The 24600-nt window shown below is 55.2% G+C and carries 19 protein-coding genes; 9 read left to right on the top strand and 10 right to left on the bottom strand.

Features of this window, described 5'->3' with window-relative positions; genetic code table 11:
• Positions 1-758 (bottom strand): SUMF1/EgtB/PvdO family nonheme iron enzyme (locus GX466_05120; protein ID NLH93585.1); only part of this gene is annotated, 758 nt, incomplete at its 3' end.
• A 695-nt stretch (positions 759-1453) separates the two neighbouring features.
• On the opposite strand from GX466_05120, the gene GX466_05125 reads away from it, so the two are divergent.
• From GX466_05125 to GX466_05145, 5 genes are all read left to right on the top strand, one after another.
• Positions 1454-1987 carry a hypothetical protein gene (locus tag GX466_05125; protein NLH93586.1) on the top strand — a complete coding sequence of 178 codons (534 nt, stop codon included), beginning with the start codon at positions 1454-1456 and terminating at the stop codon, positions 1985-1987.
• A 132-nt stretch (positions 1988-2119) separates the two neighbouring features.
• Positions 2120-3181 (top strand): zinc-binding dehydrogenase, encoded by a 1062-nt coding sequence (locus tag GX466_05130; GenBank protein NLH93587.1) that lies wholly within the window; start codon positions 2120-2122, stop codon positions 3179-3181.
• 8 nt (positions 3182-3189) lie between these two features.
• Positions 3190-4437, top strand: coding sequence for a lysine 2,3-aminomutase (gene ablA, locus GX466_05135; GenBank protein NLH93588.1), 1248 nt, complete (start codon positions 3190-3192; stop codon positions 4435-4437).
• A gap of 13 nt (positions 4438-4450) precedes the next feature.
• Positions 4451-5482 carry a hypothetical protein gene (locus GX466_05140; protein NLH93589.1) on the top strand — a complete coding sequence of 344 codons (1032 nt, stop codon included), beginning with the start codon at positions 4451-4453 and terminating at the stop codon, positions 5480-5482.
• Positions 5479-6378, top strand: coding sequence for a cation transporter (locus tag GX466_05145; protein ID NLH93590.1), 900 nt, complete (start codon positions 5479-5481; stop codon positions 6376-6378). Before GX466_05140 ends, GX466_05145 begins: the two co-directional genes overlap by 4 nt.
• A gap of 528 nt (positions 6379-6906) precedes the next feature.
• Here the strand turns inward: GX466_05145 and GX466_05150 are convergent.
• Complete coding sequence (locus GX466_05150) at positions 6907-8679, bottom strand: hypothetical protein (protein ID NLH93591.1); 1773 nt, start codon at positions 8677-8679, stop codon at positions 6907-6909.
• A gap of 421 nt (positions 8680-9100) precedes the next feature.
• Here GX466_05150 and GX466_05155 point away from each other — a divergent pair, with 421 nt between their 5' ends.
• The 4 genes from GX466_05155 to GX466_05170 all read left to right on the top strand — a co-directional run bounded on the left by GX466_05155 (position 9101) and on the right by GX466_05170 (position 12588).
• A complete protein-coding gene (locus tag GX466_05155; protein NLH93592.1) occupies positions 9101-9610 on the top strand; it encodes a L,D-transpeptidase in 510 nt (169 codons plus the stop codon).
• On the top strand, positions 9607-10461 hold the full coding sequence (locus GX466_05160; protein ID NLH93593.1) for a cobalamin-binding protein: 855 nt from the start codon (positions 9607-9609) through the stop codon (positions 10459-10461). The genes GX466_05155 and GX466_05160 overlap by 4 nt, the downstream gene beginning before the upstream one ends.
• The gene (locus tag GX466_05165) at positions 10462-11382 is read left to right on the top strand and encodes an iron ABC transporter permease (GenBank protein NLH93594.1); all 921 of its coding nucleotides are present in this window, start codon (positions 10462-10464) and stop codon (positions 11380-11382) included.
• 516 nt (positions 11383-11898) lie between these two features.
• Complete coding sequence (locus tag GX466_05170; protein ID NLH93595.1) at positions 11899-12588, top strand: gamma-glutamyl-gamma-aminobutyrate hydrolase family protein; 690 nt, start codon at positions 11899-11901, stop codon at positions 12586-12588.
• Positions 12589-12633: 45 nt separating this feature from the next.
• Here GX466_05170 and GX466_05175 read toward each other — a convergent pair whose 3' ends face one another.
• The 8 genes from GX466_05175 to GX466_05210 form a co-directional block, all read right to left on the bottom strand.
• Entirely contained in the window at positions 12634-13923 is a 1290-nt protein-coding gene (locus GX466_05175) for a TldD/PmbA family protein (protein NLH93596.1), read from the bottom strand.
• Positions 13923-15287 carry a TldD/PmbA family protein gene (locus GX466_05180; GenBank protein NLH93597.1) on the bottom strand — a complete coding sequence of 455 codons (1365 nt, stop codon included), beginning with the start codon at positions 15285-15287 and terminating at the stop codon, positions 13923-13925. The genes GX466_05175 and GX466_05180 overlap by 1 nt, the downstream gene beginning before the upstream one ends.
• Before the next feature lie 107 nt (positions 15288-15394).
• Entirely contained in the window at positions 15395-18790 is a 3396-nt protein-coding gene (gene mfd, locus GX466_05185) for a transcription-repair coupling factor (GenBank protein NLH93598.1), read from the bottom strand.
• A gap of 7 nt (positions 18791-18797) precedes the next feature.
• Positions 18798-20996, bottom strand: a complete 2199-nt coding sequence (locus GX466_05190; GenBank protein NLH93599.1) for a UvrD-helicase domain-containing protein — start codon at positions 20994-20996, stop codon at positions 18798-18800.
• A gap of 6 nt (positions 20997-21002) precedes the next feature.
• Positions 21003-21437 carry a hypothetical protein gene (locus GX466_05195; protein ID NLH93600.1) on the bottom strand — a complete coding sequence of 145 codons (435 nt, stop codon included), beginning with the start codon at positions 21435-21437 and terminating at the stop codon, positions 21003-21005.
• A 10-nt stretch (positions 21438-21447) separates the two neighbouring features.
• Positions 21448-22032, bottom strand: a complete 585-nt coding sequence (locus GX466_05200; GenBank protein NLH93601.1) for a hypothetical protein — start codon at positions 22030-22032, stop codon at positions 21448-21450.
• A 2-nt stretch (positions 22033-22034) separates the two neighbouring features.
• A complete protein-coding gene (locus GX466_05205) occupies positions 22035-23441 on the bottom strand; it encodes a hypothetical protein (protein NLH93602.1) in 1407 nt (468 codons plus the stop codon).
• A gap of 53 nt (positions 23442-23494) precedes the next feature.
• Positions 23495-24598: an undecaprenyl/decaprenyl-phosphate alpha-N-acetylglucosaminyl 1-phosphate transferase gene (locus GX466_05210; protein NLH93603.1), complete on the bottom strand. Its 1104-nt coding sequence runs from the start codon at positions 24596-24598 to the stop codon at positions 23495-23497.
• Between the last annotated feature and the right edge of the window lie 2 nt (positions 24599-24600).

Below are 24600 nucleotides of genomic sequence, written 5' to 3' on the forward strand. Positions count from 1 at the left end.
GCGTATTCCCATTCCGCTTCGGTGGGTAATCTGTAGCCGTTGGCGTTCCAGTCGCAAATCGCGGCGTCCCAGGCGTCGTTGTAGTCTGTGGGTACTGCGCCCCAGTTGGCTGGATTGGTGCTACCGTTTATAGTGTAGCAGGGAATCAGCCCCTCAGCCATGCTGCGCAGGTTACAGTATTTGAGGATGGCGTACCAGGAAACATAATAGGCGGGATAGTTATCCCCGAGGCCATAATCGCTTCTCCAGCTTGAACCCGGCTGCATATACTGGGAATACTCCGCCTGGGTGACCTCATATTTGCCGATGTAAAAAGAGTTCAGGGTGACCGTATGGGTTGGCAGTTCATTCACATATCCCCTTGTATCACCCATGGTGAAGGTGCCGCCGGGGACATAGATCATCTGATCGGGGGGTGGAGGCAGCTCAATGGTGTAGCTTGCTGTGGCGATGGCGCTGTCCTGCATGCCGGTTCTATAAGCTTTGGCTTTCAAGGTTATGGTTTCTGAAACCAGGATGGGACCAGCGTAAACCGGTGAATTCAAGTCAGGATCGCTGCCGTCGGTGGTGTAAAGGATGGTTGTGCCAAGGGTAGAGGTGGTGATGACAACTTCAACCGCGCTATCATAAGTGCCTCCGGGAGGACTGAAGACCGGCTTGGACACCTGCTCTAACTCCGTCGGTTTGTGGCAGCCAGACAAGAATAAAAGAAAAACAATGGCTGTCAACATGACTACAAGAAGAAAACGCGCTTTCATGTTACACTCCTTTGGTATTATCTTACTGACCAAGGCTAAAAGCCATAAATGGCAATCTCTCTGTTGAAAAGGTTGTTAAAATGATATCCATTCTCTCAGTAGGACGGATTGTATCAAAGCCATTCATCGGCAGAGGCCAAATTTCTTAATTGATACTGGGAAAGATTGGATTCCTCAGTAACTTAAAGGTATCTGAATATTCCACGCCAGTGATTCCACGCAGCCCAACTAACAGCAAAACAAAAATCCAGTCGCTAAAACTATACCTTTCATACCAAGCTCCCTTTTACTGGAGTTATCGCCAGTTTGGCAAGCCAAACCCATATCCATCAATGGCTCAGCAATATGTTCCTTTTAAGACTTGCACTGAAATTCACTTATTCGCCAATAATATAATATGTCAAGAAGATTTTTCGGTTGTGGCAAAATCCGAGCGCCATTTCCCGTCATTCCGGCACTGGGGCAGGTTTCCAGTCCCATTGGTGCTTAGCCCTCTGAGACCCCCTCCCCATACGCCTCCCGGAGGATGGCCGCATTTGATACGGGGATTGTGCGGGAGGCGAACTACCTGCGTTGCTTAAAGGGCTAAGGTGGCATCCGGTTTCCGCAGGGAAAATCCTTTCCGGATTGGCGGGCAGGATTTTTATTGACTTCATGGCTTGGCGAGAAATCAATGCTCCGAACAAAGGTGAACGATGAAAAAGCTGTATGTTATAATGATTCTGGCCCTTGCCGCCGTCGGCCTCTGCGCCCAGGAAGGGCTGTTTGGCCTTGCCTACGGCGACGATCTGAACTTCGCGGATTCGCTGATGGTGCAGCAGGGCTTCATCGCCCGCGAGGTGATCAGCAGTTGGGTGATTTATACCTCCGATTACAATCCCCTGATCGATTTCGTGGTGCTCTACGTTGATCCCGCCACGGAAATCCTGAGGGGATGGAGCGTTGTTTACAACGCCGAAAACACACAGGAACAGGATGGTTACGTGCTCGACATGATGCATAAGATGCACGGGGAGAACGTGTTGGTGAATGAGGCCAGGGAGACGGTAAGCTGGATTTTCGACGAAAACCTGGCCGCCAGCTATTCCTATTCACCGCAGGGGAACCTTCGCGTTATGTATTACGATTTTTCCTGCCCGGAACTGTTCGCTCTGCCCGGCACCGAGAAAGAGCCAGAGCCCTCTGAACCGGCGGAACCGGATGTGGAGGAAAAAAACCAGGCCCGCTGACTTGGAGCCAATTCATCCAGGCAGGCTTAGGGCATCCCATAGTGCTTGACAAATCCTGCCAGCCTGAAAAGCTGACTTACTCGATAAAGAATAATTAACAAAATAGATATCAGTATCTTAGAGGAGTTGAATATGAAAACCGGCGGCTGCCGTTTCGGCACACACAGGGTTATCGAACCCAAGGGCGTACTGCCCCAACCTGCCAGAGTTTTGAACAATGACATGAGCGAGATCTGGGATAATGAACTGCTCATCGACGTGATCCGCCTCAATGTGGATTCCGCCTCTTTCCACCAGATCAAGAACAAACTTATCGCCCAGGGACACACAGACCTGGAAAAAGCCTTCGCGGACCACGCTATCGATTTGGTTAACCGCACGGGCAAGCACAAAAACGAGGACACCGGCTCCGGCGGAATGCTAATCGGCCGGGTGGCGCAGATCGGCCCCAAGTTTGAGATGAAAGACGAAATCGCCGTAGGCGACACCATCGCCAGCATGGTCTCGCTTTCGCTGACGCCGCTGAAAATCAACAAGGTCAAGCGGGTGCTGCTGGACAAGGACCAGGTGGAAATCGAAGGCCAGGCAATCCTCTTCAGCAGCGGCATCTATGCCAAACTGCCGGACGACATGGACGAAAACCTGGCCCTGTCGGTTCTGGACGTTGCGGGCGCTCCAGCCCAAGTGGAACGTTTGGCCAGGCCCGGCGACACGGTGGTTGTCCTGGGCGCCAACGGCAAGAGCGGAATACTCTGCAACGCCATTGCCCGCGAGCGGGTTGGCGTTTCCGGAAAAGTGATCGGCATCGTGCGCAATCCAGCCTACATCGAAACCTGCAAAAACACCGGCTGCCACGAGGTTATCCTCGCCAGCGCCACCGACGCCATCACCATCCAGAAAGAAGTGGCACGCCTCACCAATGGCCGGATGGCCGACGTGGTGATAAACGTGGTAAACATCGAAGGCACGGAACTGCCCTCCATCATGGCTTGCAGGGAACGCGGTCTGGTCTATTTCTTTTCCATGGCCACATCTTTCACCAAAGCCGCCCTCGGCGCTGAAGGCATCGGCGCTGACGTGGATATGATTCTCGGCAACGGTTACGCGCGCCACCATGCCGCCATCTCCCTCGATCTGCTGCGCCGGAACCCTGTGCTGATGAAGCTTTTCCAGGAAAGATACACTGACAAGTGAGGTGCTGAATGGCAGAACTGACAGACATCCGCAGCATTGCCACCGAACAGGAATGGAACGACTGGCGCTGGCAAATCCGCAACCGCATCACCGATTTTGAGACCCTTAAAAAATACATAGAGCTTCAGCCGGAGGAAGAGGCCGTCGCCAGCTCCGATAGTTTTTCTTTCCGCATGGCGATCACGCCTTATTACCTTAGCCTGATCGATCACAAAAACCCCAACGATCCTGTGCGCCTGCAAGCCATACCCCGCATCGCGGAAAGCGTTACCGGTCCTTCCGATATGGCCGATCCCCTGAACGAGGATGCCGACGCGCCTGTGCCAGGCATGACCCACCGCTATCCGGACCGCGTGCTGCTGCTGCTCACGGACCAGTGCTCAATGTACTGCCGCCACTGCACCAGACGCCGCAAAGCCGGGGAGTATGACGCCCCCATGCCGAAGGAAAATGTGGACAAGGCCATCAAGTACATTGAAGAGCACAAGGAAGTTCGCGACGTTATCCTCTCCGGAGGCGATCCCCTCACCATGAGCGACGCCCGTATCGATGAGGTTTTGGTTCGTCTGGCCAAAATCGACCACGTTGATATCGTCCGCATCGGCACCAGAACCCCTGTGGTGATGCCGCAGAGGATCACCGACGAACTGATAACCGTGCTGAAAAAGTACAAGTTCGTCTGGCTGAACACCCATTTCAACCATCCCCATGAGGTAACCCCGGATTCCGCTGCCGCCCTAGCCAAACTGGCGGAAGCGGGTGTGTTGCTTGGCAACCAATCCGTGTTGCTAAAAGGCGTGAACGACCACGTGGATGTGATGAAATCCCTGGTGCACGCCCTGGTGCGCAACCGCGTGAGGCCTTATTACATCTATCAGTGCGACCTTTCTGAAGGCATTTCCCATTTCCGCACCCCGATTTCCAAAGGCATCGAAATCATTGAATCCCTGCGCGGGCACACCTCCGGACTTTGCATTCCCACTTTCGTTGTGGATGCCCCCGGCGGCGGCGGAAAGATCCCCGTGATGCCCAATTATATTATCTCCCAGATGCCAGGACGCGTTGTGCTGCGCAACTATGAAGGCTTCATCTCCGCCTACACGGAACCGGAATTCGCGCCCCAGGACGAAAGCAAATACCAGTCCCGCTGCGCGCCTGAACGCCAGTCCATAGAGGGCGTGATGACCCTGCTGCGGGGCAAAAAGGTGTCCATAGGGCCGGCAGACACCCGCCGCAACCAACGCCGCACCAAATAACCGGCGCCAAAAGATGAAACACGGAGCGCGGCCCGGACCCTTTGACTGGATCCAGGCCGCGGAACCGCGCGCTGTGGCCATCGTCGGCATTTGCAAAAACGCCGGGAAGACCACCCTGCTCAATCACCTTCTATCCCTGCGCAAAAAAGGAGTATGGGGTGTTTTCAGCACCGGGATCGACGGAGAGGAACGCGACAGCGTTTTCCGGGTGCCCAAACCCGCGGTCAAACTGGAACCGGACACAGTATTCTGTTGCGACACTGCCAATCTGGACGCTTTGGGCAGCGGTGTCAAAGTGCTGGAAAAAGTCCGGGGCAGTTCTGCGGCCCGTCCTTTGTGGCTGGCGCGCAGCCTGGTGCACCTGCAAACTGAGATCACCAGCCCCGGTTCAGTATCCGAGCAAATTTCCGTGCTGCAGGCTATGAGGGAACAGGGAGCGGAAAAAGTGCTGATCGACGGTTCGCTGGACCGCAAATCGATAGCCCTGTCTGAAGCTGTCGATGCCGTCGCCGTGGTGATCGGCGCCAGCTTTGGCAGCGTGTCTTCCGTCATCACTGAAATCAGGCGTCTGGAATTTCTCAATTCTCTTCCTGAGGCGAAGCTCGGACAACAGGAATTTGCAAAGTTGCTCGGTTCGGAGCAAATCCTTCTGAAAAAAGACGGATGCTGGACTGGAAGCGACCTGCATTCCCTGCTGGGAAATGAGAAGGAACTGAAAAAGCTGTTGGAACAGGGTCATGAAGCCATTTACATCCCCGGGGCGTTGACTGATGCCGGGTTTCCTGCTTTGCGGGAACCTTTGGCAGCGCTGAAGGCAAACATCATTTTCCGCCATCCGGAGTGCCTAAAACTGGGGCTGACACGCTTGGAACGCTTGGTTGAGGAGCTTCAACCGCGAGTGCTGATTCCCTTCCGAATCCGGTCCTGGACAGTGAACACGGCTTCCGTTGGCAATGTGGCTGTCGATGCAGCGGACTTTCGTGCCCGGCTGCGAGAGGCTTTTCCGCAGCTTGACCTGCCTGATATAAGGGAGCTAACGTCATGAGCGACAGAGACAAGATCACCAACCGCACTGTCAATTTTGGCCTGTTCACAAACGTGGTCCTGGCTGTGCTGAAATCCCTGATCGGTATTATTGGCCATTCGCAGGCCCTCTTGGCTGATGGCATAAACTCCACATCAGATGTGGTTTACTACGTGGCGGTGAAGATTTTCATGCGTCAGGCCAACAAACCTGCCGATCCTGAACATCCCTACGGGCACCGCCAGTTGGAAAGCATTTCAGCCATCGTGGTAGGCGCGTTCATCATCACCACTGGCATTGCCATCTTCTTTGAATCCATCAACAAGGTTTACGACCTGGCCACCACCGCTTCCAGAGCGCCAAGCTCACTGTGGGTGCTGGTGATAGCCGCTGCCACCCTGCTGACCAAGATCTATCTGCTCGCCTTCACCCGCGTAAACTACAGCAAGACAGGCAACCCCACCCTCAAAGCCCTGGCTAACGACCATCTGAACGACATCATGGCTTCCGGGGCCGTGATCGTTGGCGTGGTCGCCGCCCGTCTGGGACTGCCCTGGATGGACCCGGCAGCCGGTGCCATCGTCGCGCTGTTCATCTTCAAAACCGGGGTGAGCATCCTCATGGAATCGTCGGCTGAACTGATGGACGCCGTTCCGGACAAGGATTTCGGCGATACCGTCAGAAAGATAGCGCTTTCCGTGGAGGGCGTGCGCTGCATCGAAGATATGGGCGTGCACCGTTTTGGCCCCTTTTTCACCATCGAAATGACCATCTGTGTGGATGGCTCCATCACCGTGGAAGAAGGCAATGCCATTGCCCACCGGGTGGAGGAAAAACTGCTGGAGAGCTATGAAGGCGGCCTGCGCCGGGTGATGATCCATTTCCATCCGGAAACGCAACACTCTCACTTTGAGTGACATACCTCTCTTTCCCATGTCCGCGAGCTTTTCCCGCTGACCCGTCCTAAGAATCCACCCGCATAAAGGAACTCTCTTTCAAGCCAGGCAGATAAAGACCAACAGACAGCTTTTTATTTGAGCGTCCGCACCAACTTGTTTGTTAATAGAGTTGTATCTGTTTACCCACCGCAATATCCTGCCAGTTCGGTCCTGAACGCTTGAGTCCACCCCTCTCTCACGCCCCGCGCATGATTCTCGCATCAAATGCGGGTATCGTGCGGGAGGCGTGTCTGGAACACAAACAAGGGCCTTAACAGCCTGACGGCATCGCTTCTCCCAAGTCACTTACCCCCCCCGCTATTGTATTCAGACCCAAAGCCTTACCCATCCGATTTGAAAGAGGGACAAACTCTTCTTGCCGTCGCTCATGTTGACGCTTCCATAAATCCGATCCATGAAAAAGGGACCAAGAGCCATTTCTGGCCGTTGGTCCCTATAATGTCTTCAGCCGACCGCCCCAATTGGCTGGGGCGAAGCGTTCGAGCTCTAGAGCTGGATCACCCTGCCGGGGGTATTGAGGTCATAAAAGTCACGCCGGTTGTCGATTAAGTTTACTTTCTGGCGTTCATCGCGGTACCATTCGTTCAGGTGTTCCTGCCGGGCTTTGTCTTTGGCTTCTGAAAGCAGCTTCTTTTTGTCCTTTTCCCATTCGGCCGGATCTGGTACCTGATGGCGGTCAACCTTCACCAAAAACCAGCGCATCGCCTCACTGATCAAGGGCGCGAAAGTGCCTTCCGGAGTGCTGAACAGGGCATCTTCAATGGCCTGGACTTTGCCGATGGAGCTGATGTTGTCGCCTTTTTTGTGGCCGCTGATCTCCACCACCAAGATGCTGTCGCGTTCAGCTTCGCTCAGGTAATGCTCAGGTTTTATGTTTCTGACAAACTCCTGCACTCTGGCGTTCATGGTGTATCCGCGCTTGGAGCTGGTGGCACTGCTCATCACCCGGCTGCGCTCGTCTTCGAAAGTGGGGTACCAGACCGGATAAACGCCTGAAACCTCGCAGACGAAAATGTCCCCGGAGGGTGAAGTGAACATGTCGGCCAAAGCGCCTTCGGGATTGTCGAAGGCGAAACTCACCAGGCCAGCATCCCTGCCGATGCCGGGGATGAAGGCGTCCTTGGCTTGGAAAACCGAGCTTTCCTCCACCTTCAGGTTCATCTCAGCCGCCGCGGCTATCAGGCCATTTTGTTTGGCCAGCTCGAAAACTTGCGCGCTCTGAGCTTTCATGGCCTGTTGGGTGGCCATACTGGGTTCCATCTTAATCAGGATATGCCGGGCCATAACCTCTTCGTTGTCTTCGGTGCCGCGCCGGTCCTGGGTTTGGATGATGTGCCAGCCAAATTGGGAAAGCACCGGTTCGGATATCTCACCTACCGGAGTGCTGAAGGCTGTGTCTTCAAACACTTTAACCATCCTGTTCCGTCCGAACCAGCCGAGGTCTCCGCCTTTCGAGCCGGAACCGGGGTCATCGGAAAATTCCCTGGCCAATTCAGCAAAATCAGCCCCAGATTGAAGTTCACGGTAGATTCGCAGCGCCTCTTCGTGAACAGCCAGAGAATCTGCCGCGGAAGGGGCTATGGCAAACTTCACAAAGCGGTATCGGCGGCAGTCGTCCTTGCGGAATTCTTCTTTGCGTGCCTCAAAGTAATCGCGGGCTTCGTCTTCGCTTGCCACAACGTTGGGTTGGCGGTTGGCATCGAAAAAGATGATCTTCGCGTCCACCACCTCGGTGTCCCGTTCCCACTGGGCCCTAACGCTGTCTTCCACCACCACGGCCTCGGAGCGGATCGTCTCCAGCAGCTTGCTGTATTGGTATAGGTTTTTCACCTCATCCAGTACGGCATTGCGAAACTCCTTGGCTTCCGTGAGAGCCTTTTCATACTTCTTTTTGTCGAACTTTCCATTGGTCTTAAGGTCCGGGATCTGTTTCACCGCGGCAGGCGGATTCTTCTTCGCCTCGCGCAGAAGTTCCTGCTGGGTGATCTTGATTTTACCGGCTTTGATGGCTTTGTCGTAGATATAGCGGCCCACCAGTTCTTCCCAGCAGCGGTTGTTCAGGTCGGCTTTCTCTTCTTTGGTGAGGGTGCTGCCTTTCTGGTTCTGGTGGTACTTGTAATAGTTGTCCAGAATCTTGTTGTATTCCGAGTAAGTATAAGTTTTGTTGTCGATTTTGCCGACAACAGCCTTGGGATCTGGGTCCTTGGCGCTCAGGAAAGCGGCCGTGAGCGCAAGCACCAGCAAAATCAGTCGTTTCATCTGATCTCCTGAAATATCTATTGCCTTGTATATACCATTATTAGTGTCTGTTCCCTGTAAATTTGGCTCTCCGGATTACGTCAACCGAAAAATCCATTTCTGCCGCTGGCCTTTATGCGCTTCGCGAGCAAAAGATAACGCAGGAATCCCTTTGGAATGGGGTATAAAAAGCAGTTGACAAATATCCTTGTCGGCTTTATCTGACCCTATCAGATTAGGAGATCGGGCCTGTAACTAATTCCGAGTATGAGAGGTTAAATTGAATCGACAGACCGGCAGCAAGATCATCGCGACCCTGTTGCTTTTGTTATTGTTTTCGGCATTGGCGTGGGGCAAGTCAGCCCAGTCTGCTGGAAAGTCGGAAACAGCCGTTGCGGCCCAGACGCAGAGTGGCAATGTTACCAAAGATGGCGCCCTCAAGGTGCTTCCTGCCGGTACGGACAGCCTCCAAGCCTGGGAAAACCGGCAGCCAAGGAACGCCACTGAAGGCTACTACATTATCGTCAATAAAACCAAACACAAACTTCATCTGTATAAAGACGGCGTGCTGCTGAAGACCTATCCCGTGGCCACTGGCAGGAATAAGAAGGACAAATCCAGTGTTGGCGACCTTGCCACCCCGGAAGGCCATTTCAATGTTGCTTCCATCAACGCTTCCATCAAAAGTCGTTATATCTGTCCGAAAACCGGAAGGCAAAGCAAGCCTGGGGTTTACGGACCCTGGTTCTTTGTCTTGAACACCCAATCCGGCGCCTTCTCCGGCAAAAGCTGGACCGGGATCGGCATTCACGGCACCAGCAGCCCCTCCTCCATCGGCAAATCCGTATCCCACGGATGCATCCGCCTATATAGCAAAGACATAACCGAGATCAGGGAAGAGGTCGCCTGGCTGGACAATACTTCTCAGATCCGGGTGGACATCCTGAAATGAAAAAAACTGTTTCTGGCTTAATCGTAACCCTGTTGCTGCTGGCAATCCTGATCACGGGCGCCTGTGGCGATAGGAAGGATACGCAAGGGCAAACCCGGATTGTAGCCCTCTCTCCGGAAGTGGCGGAAATCATAGCCTCGCTTGGAGGGACATCTCTTTTGGTTGGCGTAACCCAGGAATGCAAATATCCGCCCGAACTTGCCAGGATAAAGAAAGTGGGCAATTTCGGGGCCGTGAGCAGGGAAGCCGTCCTGGCCCTGAAACCGGACTTGGTGTTCACCTCCGCTCTGGAGCAGGATGCCCTCACCACCGACCTTGCCAAAATGGGACTCACCGTGAAGCAGATCTATCCCAAAAAGCTTGACGACCTGCCCCGCGTGATCCTGCAAATCGGAGAGCTTATCGGCAAAACGGAGGAGGCGAAAATTCTGGCCGACAGCCTCAGCAGCGGCATAGCGGCCATGCGGGACCAGACAGCCGGCAAAACCCGCCCCAAAGTATATCTGGAGATTTACCGCGATCCCCTGATGAGCGTATCCGACGACTCCTTCGTGGGCGAAATAATAGAAGCCGCCGGGGGCGACAACATTTTCAGCACCCTCGAGCGGGATTACGCCCGCGTTAGCCCTGAAGCCGTAGTTAAGGCACAGCCAGACATCATTATCTGCTATTCCCGAGACAGCCTGGAATCCATCCTGGCCCGCAAAGGCTGGCAGGATATTCCCGCCGTCCGCAGCCGGAGAGTGTATTTCGAAACCGATATCGATCCCGACCTCATCCAACAAGCCACCCCGCGCACCCTGGAAGGGATGCGGCGCTTATACAAGCTGTTTTTCCCATCAGAAGAATAGATGAAGCGAAACCGGATCTTCACGCTACTGCTGGTGCTGGCCGGCGGATTGGTGGTGGCCTTCTATCTCTTTGGCGGCGGAGTGGATGCCAATATCGTAACGGAACTGCGCCTGCCGCGGCTGATCCTGACAGTCTTTACCGGCATGACCCTGGCCGGGATCGGTTCCGTATATCAACTGATGCTGGCCAATCCTCTGGCTGAGCCTTACATTCTGGGCATCTCCTCCGGCTCGGCTTTCGGCTCCATCCTTTTCGGAGTGCTGGGGCTCACCCTACTGATGCCTTTGGGCGGTTTCATCGGCGCGGTGGCAACACTGCTGCTGGTCTGGCGGCTGGCCCAGAAAAAAGGCAGTTTCGATCGCAGCCGGCTGCTGATCGCGGGGGTGATCGCCGGAATGTTTTTCGCGGCGGGGATTTCGCTGGTGATGTATCTTTTCCAAAAGGACACCATGATCATCCTGGGCACCCTGATGGGCAATCTGGGTCACGTTTTCACCCGGGGCGAATGGTCTTTTTTCCTCGTGCTGATGGGTGTTTCGCTGCTGATCCTGGCTTGGCTCTGGTTTCGTGCTCCGGCTCTGGATATAATGAGCGGAGGCGATATTTACGCCGGCAGTGTGGGCATCAACGTTTTCCGCGTGCGCAAGGAGATTTTCGTCCTCACTTCGCTGCTAATCGGCATCACGGTTTCCTATGCCGGCATCATCGGTTTTGTGGGCCTCATCATACCTCATGTAGTGCGCTTTTTCGTGCCATCCGGGCAAAAAAGGGTCTATCTCTGGTCACTCGCCGCTGGGGGCATATTTCTGCTGCTGGGAGACCTGGTCGCCAAAAACATCGCCGCCATAGAACTACCCGTGGGCGTGGTCACAGCGGCAGTCGGCTGCCCCTTCTTCGTCTGGCTGATGCTGCGGAAATAGCGCAACCTGACAGACTCTAATTACCATCCATCCAGTTCAATCAGACCATTTGGCTTTCTTTCAAATCTAGTAGCTGAAACTCAGTGTCTTACAACCCAGTAGGCGACAGAAATCAATCCCCTCGCAGGAGTGAAGCGATGCCTGCTGGCCGTTAAGGCCTTGTCCTGTGTATCAGGTGCGCCTCCCGTATAATACCCGCATTTGATGCGAGTATTTTGCAAGAGGCGTGAGAGAGGGACGGGCTCAAGCGCTCAGGGCCTGACTGACAGGACCTTATATCGGGTTAACATTTCTAACTCTCTTTTATACCGATTGGCTGCGGTTACTCAAACAGAAAGCGGTCCGGAGGGCGTTTCCCGTCCGATTTTATAGAGAGCCAAATGGAAAGATAGAACAAGTGATGGAGGAGAAATGAGGCCCAACTCCTTTTTGAGGCAAGGACATGCCAGAATCAGCTTGACAGCTTAGGCCCGTCCGCTGGTATGAATGTTTTAATAAACGAACCCGAGGTATCCCATGCCAAAACCCCGAATAGGCCTGAGCATGAACTACATGAGGCTGGGCAGCCATCAACAGTTCCATGTGCGGGACAAATACATAGACGCGGTTTTTGCCGCGGGCGCGCTGCCCTGTCCCTTGCCCTGCACGGACGACAAAGCCGCGCTGCGCCAGTATTTGGAGCCTTTGGGCGCGGTTATCGTGATAGGCGGTCTGGATTACCCGCCGGAACTTTACGGCGAGGCGCTCCACCCCAAAACGGAGCTGGCTCACGAGCGCCGCGTGAAGGGAGACTTCGCCCTTCTGGAAACCGCTCTGGAACTGGAGAAACCGCTGCTGGGCATCTGTGCCGGGATGCAGCTTCTCAACGTCTTTTTCGGCGGCGCCCTGGTCCAGCACATCCCCGAACTGGACATCCATTACGGGGAAAAACAGCATCCGGTGGAAATCCTGGGCGGACGCTGGCTGCCGCGGATTTACGGCGAAGGCAGGATCATGGTGAATTCAAACCACCATCAGGCTGCCGACCCCAATCGAATCGGGGCAGGCCTGAAAGTCGTGGCGCGGGCTGAAGACGGGATGGTGGAAGCGCTTGAGCACGATTCAGAACAGATGGTCCTGGGCATCCAATGGCATCCGGAAAGGATGGCCGATTCAGCGCTGGGTGGGGCGGTGTTCAGGTTTCTGGTAAAACTCGCCAAAACATAGAAGGGGCACCGGTTTGGCGCCCCTTCAGGGAATGCAGTTATAGTCTTATTTGCCCGCCACGCTCACGTCCTTGCAAAGCAGGGCGGGAAGCTTGTGGATACCGAGGTTCAGGGCCTTGTTTTCCACCGCCTCCACGTTGGAGAGGGTTTCGTAAACGTTTCCGGATAGCATGCAGTCCTTCACCCGGCCAGTGATGCGGCCGTTTTCTATCATGAAACCGGTGGAGACGCCGACAGAATAATCGCCGTTGAGGACGTTGCCGGAATGCGCTCCCATCAGGAACTGGGCCAGGATGCCCTCCTTAATGCCGGAAACCATGTCCTCCAGGGAAACGTCGCCGGGATCCAGCACCAGATTGACGGCATTTGCCGTGGGGAGCCATTCCAATGACTGGCGCACCGCGCAACCGTTGGGCTCCAGATTCAGTTTGGCGGCATAATTCAGGTCGGTGGGGAAGGCGCTGAAAACACCTTTGTCAATCAGCGTCAGCCGGCGGGTGGGGGTGCCCTCGGCGTCGAAAGCGGAGGCGGAGTCCAGCTCGAGGTCGAAAGGCTCGCGGGTGAGGCTGATCTTCTCGGAGACGATCCTCTCCCCCAGCTTGCCGCAGAGGGGCGAAACCCCGTTGTGGATGTTCACTGGCGACCACGCGGCCTCGAACCTTGAGAGCAGCGCGTAGAGCGAAAGGGGGGCGAAAATCACAGGCAGCCTCTTGGTGGGCGGAACAATCTCGATTTTGCTGAGGCGGAAAAGCTCGACAAGTTCGTCCAAGTCGGCATCTTCAAGGTCCAGCGGGCAGCGTCCGGTTTTAAAGGTTAAAAGCCCGCTACCGGTGCCGGGGAAAACCAGCATGGCCTGGGTGAAAAAACCGGATCCCCTTTCGTGCAGGTCGGTTCCTGCGCTGTTGAGGATTCCAACGCTACCGGTGCTGTAGCCGAAACTTACGTTGACCTGGGCATCCACCCGGTCGCGGATGTAACTGATGATCCGGTTGCCCGCGGCGATAAGGCTTTCCTTGCTCACGTCCTCGACGGCGGGGTTGTAGAGCTCGAGCCGGGGCAGGTCCCGGGTATGGGGCAGGGTGAAATCCACCTCCATTCCGTTTTCCGCGCTGAGCAAGGCTTGCCGGAGAAAGTCCTCCCTGTCCAGCAGGTTACAGGTGTGGGCGAGGCCCATCCTGCCGTTTTTGATCACGCGCAGCGCGATGCCGGAACTCAGGGAACTGTCACAGTTGACGAGCTTGCCGTCGCTGAAGGCAAGTTCGTCCATGGTTTTTTCGTTGTAAAAGATTTCGGCCTGGTCCGCGGCCTGGGTAGCGAGTTTTAGCAGCTTTTCCATCATCTTCCTCCCACGGTGAGATTTTCAAAAAGGACGCTGGGCCCGCCCAGGCAGGAGCGGATGTTGGTCTGGCCTTTGCCGCAGCCGCCGGATTCACTCAGCTCGAAGTCACTTCCGACCAGCTTCACGCTGTTCAGGGTGTGGTAAAGGTTGCCCATGATGTTGATGTCGCGGATCATGCCGGCCAGTTTTCCGTTTTTGACCACGTAGCCGTAACTGGCGCCGAAAGTGAAGTTTTCGCCGGAGGTTTGTCCTCCCATCGCGTCACAGATGTAGAGGCCGTCGCCGAGGGCGGAAAGCAGCTCTTCCAAGCTGGCGGAGCCAGGTTCGATGAAGATATTGCCCATGCGCACGATCGGTGGGTAGCGGTAATCCTCTGCAATGGCGTGGCCTGTGATGGGCTCGCCCAGTTCGGCAGCGGTGAAACGGTCATGCAGCCTGCCGGTGAGCACGCCCGCGGTCATAAGCTTCACCTTGCGGACAGCGACTCCCTCGTCGTCGTATTTGTAATATCCCAGTTGGCCGGGCATGGTGGCGTTGTCGGTGATGTTCAGGATATCCGTTCCGAGTTTCGTTCCCAGCTTCATCTTTTCCTTCATGGCGGGAAGGTCGCGGATGATGTCGGCTTCGGAAAAATGGCCGAAAGCCTCATGGGTAAAGACTCCCGCGATATCGGGATTGAGCACCATGTTGTAAGCGCCGGCTTTCACGGGCTCCGCCTTCAGGAGATCGGAAGCGATCTTCGCCTGCCGCAAAGCCTCCTCTTCGCGGTTTCGCACCCTCTGAAAGCCGTCGCTGCCACCAAAAGCCATTCGCGCGGTCTGAGTGAGTTCCCCAACCTGGCTGATGATGGCACCGACAAGCTTGGTGGTTACCAGTTCTTCGTTGATTTCACTGCCTTCGGTGTTGACGAAATATTTGTCACGATAGACGTCATTGTAATACAATTCCACGTTGGCGATATCCGGCTGGGCAAAGAGAAGGTCGGAATAGTGCTTCACCAGGGCCAGCTTTTCCTGCAGGGAAATCTGGCGCGGGTCCTCAAGCAGAGGGGCTTTCACGGTCGCGCGGACCACTTCGGCAGGAGCGATATGCTTCTTCTCTTTTTGGTGCGCGCTGAGGACATCAGCGTTTTCCACAGCCCTGCGGACAGCCTGGTCTGCCTGCTCCGGCTTGGTGAAGCAGACCGTGGCGAGGCCGCCCCGGCGCAACACCCTCAGCACATAGCCGTCGCCGGTGGTGGAACCGTAATTACGGACCTCTTTCTTGCTGAGCGTCACGCGAGCGACCTGCTTGGTCTCGTAGCGCAGGTCTGCGTAATCGGCTTCGACCTTGCCAAGTATCTCCTTCATTTTCTCAATCACGGCAACTCCTTGTGTTTGTAAGCGGTTGTTTAATTCATCGGCTGAAACACTCGGCGAAAGGCCGGGAGATTCAGCCCTCTATCCAAATCTGTCTGGCAGAAGGGAAATCAGGACTGGACATAGAGCTCAAGAAGGCGCAGGGCCTCTTCGAACTGGTCATGGTAAGCCATTTCCTTATTCAGGCTGATGGTCACCCTGAGGCCTTTGGCAGCATCAAAACGCAGTTCCTGTTTAACTTGGGAGCTGAAGCGGAGCACCTTTTCGCGCGGGGGCAGCAGTTCGGGCTTGAATTCCATAGTGAGGGTGTGGTTGCGGACGTGGCAGTTGAGCAGGTCGGCTTGTTTCGCGAGAATGTTCAGCTTGAAATACATCAGCAGCCAGCCAGCCTTTTCGGGCAGGGGGCCGAAGCGGTCAACCAGTTCCGCCTCAAAATCTGCGATGTCGGCAAGGCTTTCAAATCCGCTCAGGCGGCGGTAGATGGAGAGGCGCTGCTCGTCGTCGGTGATATATTCCGGTGGGAAGTAGAGGTCGATTTCCGTGGTGAGTTTGCGCCGGGTGGGCGGGGTTTCCAGTTCGCGAGAGATGCTTTTCCCTGCCTCAACGGCGGTGATGGCGCGCTCCAAGAGGCTGTTGTAATAGTTGAATCCGATGGATTGGATGATGCCGCTCTGCTTGGTGCCGAGGATGGTTCCGGCTCCGCGCAGTTCCAAATCCCGCAGGGCAACCTGGAACCCGGCGCCCAGATAATCGTATTGGGTGAGGGCTTCAAGGCGTTTGCGGGCCACGTCTGTGGTTCCACGGGGGATGAGCAGGTAGGCGTAAGCCCGACGGTTGGAGCGGCCAACGCGTCCGCGCATCTGGTAAAGCTGGGCGAGGCCAAAGGTGTCGGCGCGGTCAACAAGGATAGTGTTGGCGTTGGGGATGTCGATGCCGTTTTCCACAATGGTGGTGGAAATCAGCACCTGGAATTCGCGCTTGATAAAGGCGTCCATCACCTCTTCCAGAATGCGTTCGGGCATCTGGGCGTGGCCAACGGCGAACTTGACCTCAGGCATCAGCCCACGCAGCTCCTCAGCGACCGTTTCGATGGTCTGAACACGGTTGTGGATGAAGAAAGCCTGGCCGCCACGGTCAATTTCGCGCCGGATGGCATCGCGGATGACCTCGCTGTCCCGAGGGGTGATGATGGTGCGTATGGGCAGGCGTTCCTTGGGGGAAGTCTGCATCAGGGAAATTTCCTTGAGGCGGGCGAGGGCCATGTTCATGGTTCTGGGGATGGGCGTGGCGCTCATATAGAGGGTGTCAACGTTGGATTGCAGCTTGCGCAGGCGTTCCTTGTGGCGCACCCCGAAGCGGTGCTCCTCGTCGATGATGAGCAGGCCGAGGCGGGGAAAGCTGATGTCCCTGGAAAGCAATCTGTGGGTGCCGATGGCGATGTCCACCTTTCCGGAGATGATGCCGGATATGTCATCTTGGATTTGTGCGTTGCTACGGAAGCGGCTCAGCATCGCAACCCGAACGGGATATTGAGCCAGGCGATCACGGAAAATGCGACAATGCTGTTCTGCCAAAAGGGTGGTGGGGACCAGCACTGCCACCTGGTAACCGGAGCAGACGGCCTTGAAAGCGGCGCGAATCGCCACCTCGGTCTTGCCAAAGCCCACGTCGCCGCAAAGCAGGCGTTCCATCGGGGCAGGGCTTTCCATATCAGCCTTGATTTCGTTGGTGGAGCGCACCTGGTCCGGCGTGTCGTCGTAAATGAAAGATTCCTCGAGGTCCCTCTGCCAGTCGGTATCAGGCTGGTGGGCAATTCCCACCTGGGAACTGCGTTCCGCGTAGAGCTTCACGATGTCCGCGGCAACAAGCTCGATTTGCTCAGTGGCCTTGCGTTTGATGTTTTGCCATTTGGCGCTGCCGATGCGGCTGAGGGTGGGGGCGGCACTTTCCTCCGCCACGTATTTGGTGACAAGCTTGAGCTGCCAGGTGGGAACATAAACCCGGTCGTCGCCGGCGTAGCGCAGGGTTAGGCATTCGGTAGCCTGTCCGTCGAGCTGGATGATTTGCAAGCCCTCGAAGATGCCGATACCGTGGTCAATGTGGACAACGTAGTCGCCGGGCCTGAGGCTTTCGTAATCGATTATCTCCTCCCCGGGAGAGAATCTGGGGGCATAGCGCTTGCGGCGGTAGCGGTTGAAAATCTCATGGTCGGTCCAAAGGGCCAGACCGCAATCCAGCAAAGTGAAGCCTTCGTGCAGCAGGCCGATGTGACTGTCTGGGGCGGCGCCAAAATCAGCTAGGAGTTCGTGCATGCGCTTGGCCTGGCTGGGGTTGTCGAAGAGCAAAACTGGGTCGACGTCCTCGGCGCCCATCCTCTTCAGGGAGGAGGCCAGCAGGGCCAGATCGCCGTTCAGGCCGGGTTGAGGCTCGCAGGGGGCTTTGTGGCCACGGACAGGGAAAGGCAGGATGAACTCGCTTTGGGAAAGGAAGACTGCGCTTCCGGGGCGGCAAAGCTCCAGCAGTTTTTCCTCGCCTGCCAAAACCCTGTCCGGAGGGCTGAGCTTGGCTTTGGTGGTGTTTTTCAGCTCGCGCCGGTATTGGCTGTTCACCTGTTCGGCCAGTTGTTCAAACTCCTCCTGGATGTAAAGATAGTTCGAGAAAAGCAGCAGCCTTTCCCCCGGGGCAAAATAATCGGCGAAAGTGACCAAGCTGTCCAACAGCAGGCTGTATTGGTTTTCGATGCCCTCCCAGAAGCCTGTGTGTTTGACCTTTGCCATCAGGGGGGAAGTGGCGCGAACATCGTCAAGGCAGAATTCGCGGGCAGGAATTACCGTGTAGGAGGGAACCTCGCCGGGTTCGGAACGCTGGGTATTCGGCGAAAAATAGCGCATGGTTATGATTTCGTCGCCAAAGTATTCCACGCGCACAGGCTTGAGTGCCGGGGGACTGAAGATATCCAAAATGCCACCGCGACGGGCAGCTTGGAAGACCTTGTTCACCTGATACTCCACTTCGTAACCCATGAAAACAAGGTTCCGCATCAATTCCTCGGGTGGATACTCCATGCCCGGGCGCAGGGTTTTCACGTGGCGAGCGATGTTTTCCAGAGACGGCAAGAAGCGCATCAGAGCACGGATGGAGAGGCTGTAAACAGCGGGTTTTCCCTCGATGACTCTGTGGAGGCACATCATCCTGGCAGCGCGGATGGAATAGTGGGGCGAGCGTTCCTCGTACGGCAAAATCTCATAATCCGGCAAGTAATGAGCACTGGCTGTTCCAATTAGGGTGCAGAGGTCGTCCCAGATGTCCTCAGCGATGATGTCATCTTGCGAAACGATCAGGATGTTTTTGCCGGTTTTTGCCCAAAGATGGGCCGCAGCAAGGGCGCGGGCACTTTGATTCAGATGGTGGAGCTGGTGGCGTTCTGGGCTTTGGGGGAGGGTTGCCAGTTCCTGAAAGAAGGGCGAGCGTTCCAGCCTGGGGAGGATTCTTTCGTAGAGCGTCATACCTGTTTCAGAGGGGCTCCGTGCTCACAAAGGTGCCGATGATCTTGGCCAGCTTGCCCGAAACGAAGGATACCGTAAGGCGAGCGGAAGAACCGATCCCATCCACGCTGAGTATCATTCCTTTACCGTATTCGGAGTGCCAGACCTGTTGTCCGATGCGGAACTGTTTGTCTTTTTCCGTGATCCGGTGGCGCGTTTTGGGGCGATGCCTCGGGGCGGGGGTGAAATCTGTTTGGTCGTTGCTCCCGGCAAAAAGTGATTCGTCGAGTTCCTGCAAAAACTGGCTGGGCTTGGTGTAGTAAAAGGTGTCGTAGAGGCGACGGCATTTGGCGTAGCTTAGGAACAGTCTGGTTTTGGCGCGGGTCACCCCCACATAGAATAGCCGGCGCTCCTCCTCAATGGCTTCGTGGCTGTCCAAGCTCATGCGGTGGGGAAGCAACTCGTCCTCCAAGCCTACGATGAAAACGCAGCCGAATTCCAGGCCCTTGGCGTTGTGCAGGGTCATCAGCCTCACGGAGTCAGCGCCGCTGTCCATCCTGTCCATGTCTGTCTGCAGGGCCACAAAGGGCAGGAAATCGTCCAGGCGGGGCGGTGTGTCGTGCTCTTCGGCCCAACGTTCCGAAAATTCGCTCACGGAACCGACAAACTCTATAAGGTTTTCCACCCGGGAAATGTCTTTGGGGTCTTTGCTCTGTTTGTAGAGGTTCACCAAGTCGAGGTAGTCCATCAGCTCTTTCACCAAATCGAGTACCGGAGCTTCGCGGGCCAGCTTGCGCCAGTCATCCAGTTTCTCGGAGAATTCAACCAGTTTCTTTTTGAGACTGGGACCAATTTCTTCGATGGAGGCTGAGTTCTGCAAGGCCTGGTAAAGAGTGCCGCGGGTTTTGGCGGCATGGGCAAGAAGGCGATTCACAGTGGTCTGACCGATGCCCCGGGGCGGCTCGTTGATGATGCGGAGTAGGCTTTCTGCGTCCGAGGGATTGGAAAGCACAGCCAAATAGGCCAGCAGGTCACGGATTTCCTTGCGCTGGTAAAAATGGAGACTGCCAACGATAGCGTGGGGGATTTCCTCCTGCAGAAAGGCGTATTCGAACACCCTAGACTGGGCATTGGTGCGGTAAAGAACTGCTATCTGGCCGTAGGGAACGCCCTTTGCATGCAGTCTGACAACCATTTTGGCGGTCTGGTTAGCTTCTTCCGTCTCGTTCTGATGGTTCAGCAGTTGGGGTTTTTCGCCCTTGCCGAGGTCCGACCAGAGGTCCTTGCGGTGGCGGCGGCGGTTGTGGCGAATGATAGCGTTGGCGAGGTCCAGAATGCCGGTGGTGCTGCGGTAATTCTGTTCCAGGCGGATGGAGCGGACATTGCTGTAATCCTGCTCAAATTCCAGGATGTTGCGGATGGTGGCGCCCCGGAAGCTGTAAATCGCCTGGTCATCGTCGCCCACAACGCAGACGCGCTGATGGTCTTTGGCGATCTGGTACACGATTTCAAATTGGGCCTGGTTCGTGTCCTGATACTCGTCGATCATCACGTAGCGGAACATCTGGCTGTATTTAGCTCGAACAGCGGAGTTGTCTTGCAGCAGTTTGGCAGTGTATAGAAGGATGTCATCGAAATCCAGTGCTTGGTTGAGCAGCAACTTTTGCTGATAGAGGCCATAGATGCGCAGGACGGCGTTTTCAACATCATCCTGCCAGCCTTTTCCACGGCTGTCCACAGTATGGGTGGAGCTTAGGTCTTCTGGCAGAAGAAGGCGGTTCTTGTAGCGTCCGATGCGGGTCAGAACACGCTGGATGGGGAATTTCTGCCTGTCGAGGTTATGCTCTTTATAGATTTTTTTTAGTAGCGAAGCCTGGTCATCCTGATCGTAGATGGAAAAGTTCGACCCGAATGGCAGAGAAGCTGCTTCGCTGCGCAGAATGCGCGAACAAACGTGGTGGAAAGTGCCCACCCAGAGCGAACGGACGGGAAAACCAAGCAGATTCTGCAGGCGCTCCTGCAGTTCGCGGGCGGCTTTGTTAGTAAACGTGACCACCAGAATGTTCCAGGGCGGAACCTGTTTTTCCTTTAGCAGCCAGGCGCAACGGTAGATGATAGAGCGTGTCTTGCCACTGCCAGCGCCCGCCAGAACCAAAAGCGGGCCTTCAGTATCGGTAACGACCGCGAGCTGCTGAGGGTTCAGCTCCTTGGAAAAATCTGCACACATGCCCTATTATGCCGGAACTCTGATGAAGCGGGGTTCGCTGCGCCGTCCTTCCAGCTTGCCCAGAAAGTTGCCGTTACCGTCGTAAACATCCCTGAACGCGGAAACCTTGTACCAGTAATCACCGGGCAAAACCGAATGCCACGCTTCAGAGCCGTGGTTGCAGAAGTTGGTGGCCACGGTGTCCACCACAGCGTAGTCAGAATTGTAGGCCAGTCCCCGAAAAACGTAGTAGCCATCGGTGTTCAGGGCCGGGTTAGCGATCCAGCGCACCTCGACATATTTATTTGCCGAACCCGCTTGGGAGGCAAAGCATTGCACCCCGCTCACCTGATCCGGCACGATGATATCCGGATTATCATAGGGGTCGAGAGGGTTATTGTGCTTGAGGCAGGCCGCTGTGAGCAGCAGGACCAGGGCGGCAAGAATAAGCTTGGTTTTCATAGGAGCCATCCTAAAAACGCACCCGGATCCCCTCCGGGCCAAGGCTGACGGCCTTTTTGGAATGCTTTTGCAGGATATCCTGCCAGACTTGGGCATTGTAGTTGTCCGTAGTGAGGATCACGTCGTAAATGTTATAACCCCAAATCACCACACCCAGCGCCAAAAAGAGCATGGAGTAATACCTGGGCGTCTGGGCCAGGCTGTAATACTGCTGAATATCGTCTATCTGGGTGGCGGTGAGATATTGATTGTAATAGTAATTGCTTCGGTCGTAGAGGTAGAGTGACACCCCCAAGGAGAGCAGTTCTGCGCCCAGGAAGATGGTTCCCTTGGTCCCGGCCTTGCTGGTAATCTGGCCAAAACCCGGCACCAGAGCAGATTTGAGAATGGCGGCACCTATCGAGCTGGATTCCATCTCGTAGAGCTGCAGCATTTCCTGACGGTTGAGCAAGTCTTCACGGTAAGCCGCGCGTCCGCGCCAATCCTGCCAGCCGTATTTGGTGCTGTCGGCAAAAGACTCGATGTCGAACTGGATCTGGGCAAGCAGACATGATGCCAGGATCAGAAAGAACAGAGTGAAAACCGTCTTGCGCATGCTTACTCCATCAGTTTTTCGGAAAGCTTGTTCAGGGGGGTGATAGAGCGGTCCCTCAGATTCACTTGCCAAACGTAATAATATGATATGGTAGGGGTTACAAGGTCGTAGCGGGCTTCATACTTGAACTGGCTGGAAGAGATCATGAACTTCCAGCCTGAGTCGCGAATTTCGTTTGGGTTGTAAGCCCGCAGCAATTCCTGTTTTTGCCTTTGGATGCGGATGTTGAGGATTCCGCCGCGGTATTCGTTGATCACGCGTCTGGCAAAAGCGGCGGGATCCGCCTGAGCGGCAATGAGGTTTTGCATCTGGGAAATCTTGGCACTGAACTCCTGCTGACTATCCAGATTGTTAGCCTGGCGGTAGAGGTTCAACGCCTCTGAATATTTTCCGGAAAGCTCGGCTTTTTCGGCCTGCGCCTGTATTTCCCTGGCCCGTGCGACGTTTTCTCTGATAGTGTTCATCCGGGCGATGGCCTGGTTGGCCAGAGCATAATCCGGTATGATGTCGTAGGTTTTCTGATAGTGGATCAGGGCGTTCTCGAAATCGCGCTGGGCTACAAGTTCATTGCCACGGTTGATGAAGAGCGAGGCTACTTGCTCCAGACGCCTGTCCACCTGGGCTTTTTTACCCGGATCATACTGCACTGCGATGCGAAAGAAGCGGTCGGCCTCCAGATAGTTTTGTCCCTTCAGATAGCTTTCCGCCTGGCCGATGTAGGCTTCGGCGATCATCTGGTTGTTGGCGGAGCTTTCCACCACCGGGTATTTGCCCAGTTCAAAGAGGATGCGCAAGCCTTCGCTGTAGTAGCCGGTGTTGTAAAGCTGACGGGCTTGGTCCACCTTAGCAGGGATAATGCGCAAGATTTGTTTGCGGGCGGCTACTTCGAAGGCGTTGTTTGGATAATTGTCGAAGAGGTCCATGTAGTCCTGCCAGGCGCCTTCATGGTCGATGAAGGTGTCCAGCCGGAAGCCGATTCGGCGGTTGAGCATTTCCGCTGAGAGTTCTGAACCGGGAATCTCACGCAGGATGGCGTTCACGAAATCCAGCGAAAGCCGCTTGTTTCCCTGGGCCAAAGCTTTGTCAGCCATGTCACGGTAAATACGGCCAAGAGCTTGGTCCGCTTCTTGCGAATTGGAGAGCTTTAAAAACTTTATCGCCAAATCGTAGCTTTCGCGTTGCAGGGCTAGCAATCCCAACTCATAATAGCACTGACCGCGCAGAATTTCTCCGCGGGTGATCAAGGCGCCGTTTTGCCCGGTTTTGATGTAATTATCCAGTTCCTGGATCGCCGCGGCATAGCGCCGATTGTTGTAATGGTCTTCAGCACTATTGTATTTGTTTATTTCGCAGGCGCTTGCAAACACGAGGAGAAGTGCAGTGAACAGGATCGGCAAACGGTTGTTCACAAACTCTCCAAGCCTGTTGCGAGAACCCTTGTTTCCAGTTCTGATAGGACGGCTCATTTTTCCACTTTATTGCTTTTTTTTTGGTTGCTTGGCACCACGATCGGTATCTGGTCCAGTTTGCGTCCAAAGACTATGAAAAAAGTAGCCAGCATCACAGTGGAAACCAGCAGCAGCACTTGGTTCCCGGTGATGAATATAATGATAGTGGTGAGCACGATGAGGATGTTGATGGCATAGATGATCAGGGCGGTGATCTTGATGGAGCCAAGCGCAGTGTTTATGCGGTGGGTGGAATGGTCCCTGCCGCCCTGCATCACGTGGCGCCCATCGCGCTTGCGGGTGTAGCTCACCAGGGAGATGTCGAAAATGGCGTAGCTGAGCAGCAGAACGGGCAATAGGTAGAAAACGTTGTTTTCCCTGGTCAGCACAGCATAGCGGGCCATGAGGGTGCCCATCGAGGACAGAAAATAGCCGATGAACATAGATCCCGCGTCGCCCAGGAAGATTTTGGCGGGGTTAAAGTTGTAGGGCAGAAAGCCCAAAACGCTGCCCGCGAAACTCAACGATATCAAGCCGATGAAAGCCATCTCCGCTCCATTCGAGCCAGTGGTGTTGGCCAAGCTGAAGGCAAAAAATCCCAAGCCAAGGATTCCCGCGATTCCGCTCAGGATGCCGTCCATGTTGTCCAGGAAATTCAGAGCGTTCATCAGGCCAACCATCCAAAGAACCATCACCGGAAGGGAGATATAGACCGACCCAAACATGTCCCGTAATTCCGAAAACTGGAAGTTCGTGAGAATGAAAAGCAGGCTTACAGTGATTTGTCCGATCAGTTTGATGATGGGGTTCATGCCGAAGCGGTCATCAATGAGGCCGATCAGCATGATCAGCAGGGAACCACCCAGGTAGCCCAGCATCGCGGGATCGAAGCTGCGGTTTGCGGATATGGTCACATCATAGATGCAGAGCAGGAAAAAACCAATGAACACACTCAGCCCGCCCATGTATGGGACGCTGGTGAGATGTATCTTTCTGGCTTCGGGTTTGTCCACGAAGTTCAGCGCCTTGGCAAGCTTGATGATAAAAGGCGTGAGTCCGTAAACGAGCAACCAGGACATAATGAACACGCTCACGTATTCCCATGTCCTATTTTCCATGT

Source organism: Candidatus Cloacimonadota bacterium (assembly GCA_012516855.1).
Taxonomy (GTDB): domain Bacteria; phylum Cloacimonadota; class Cloacimonadia; order Cloacimonadales; family Cloacimonadaceae; genus Syntrophosphaera.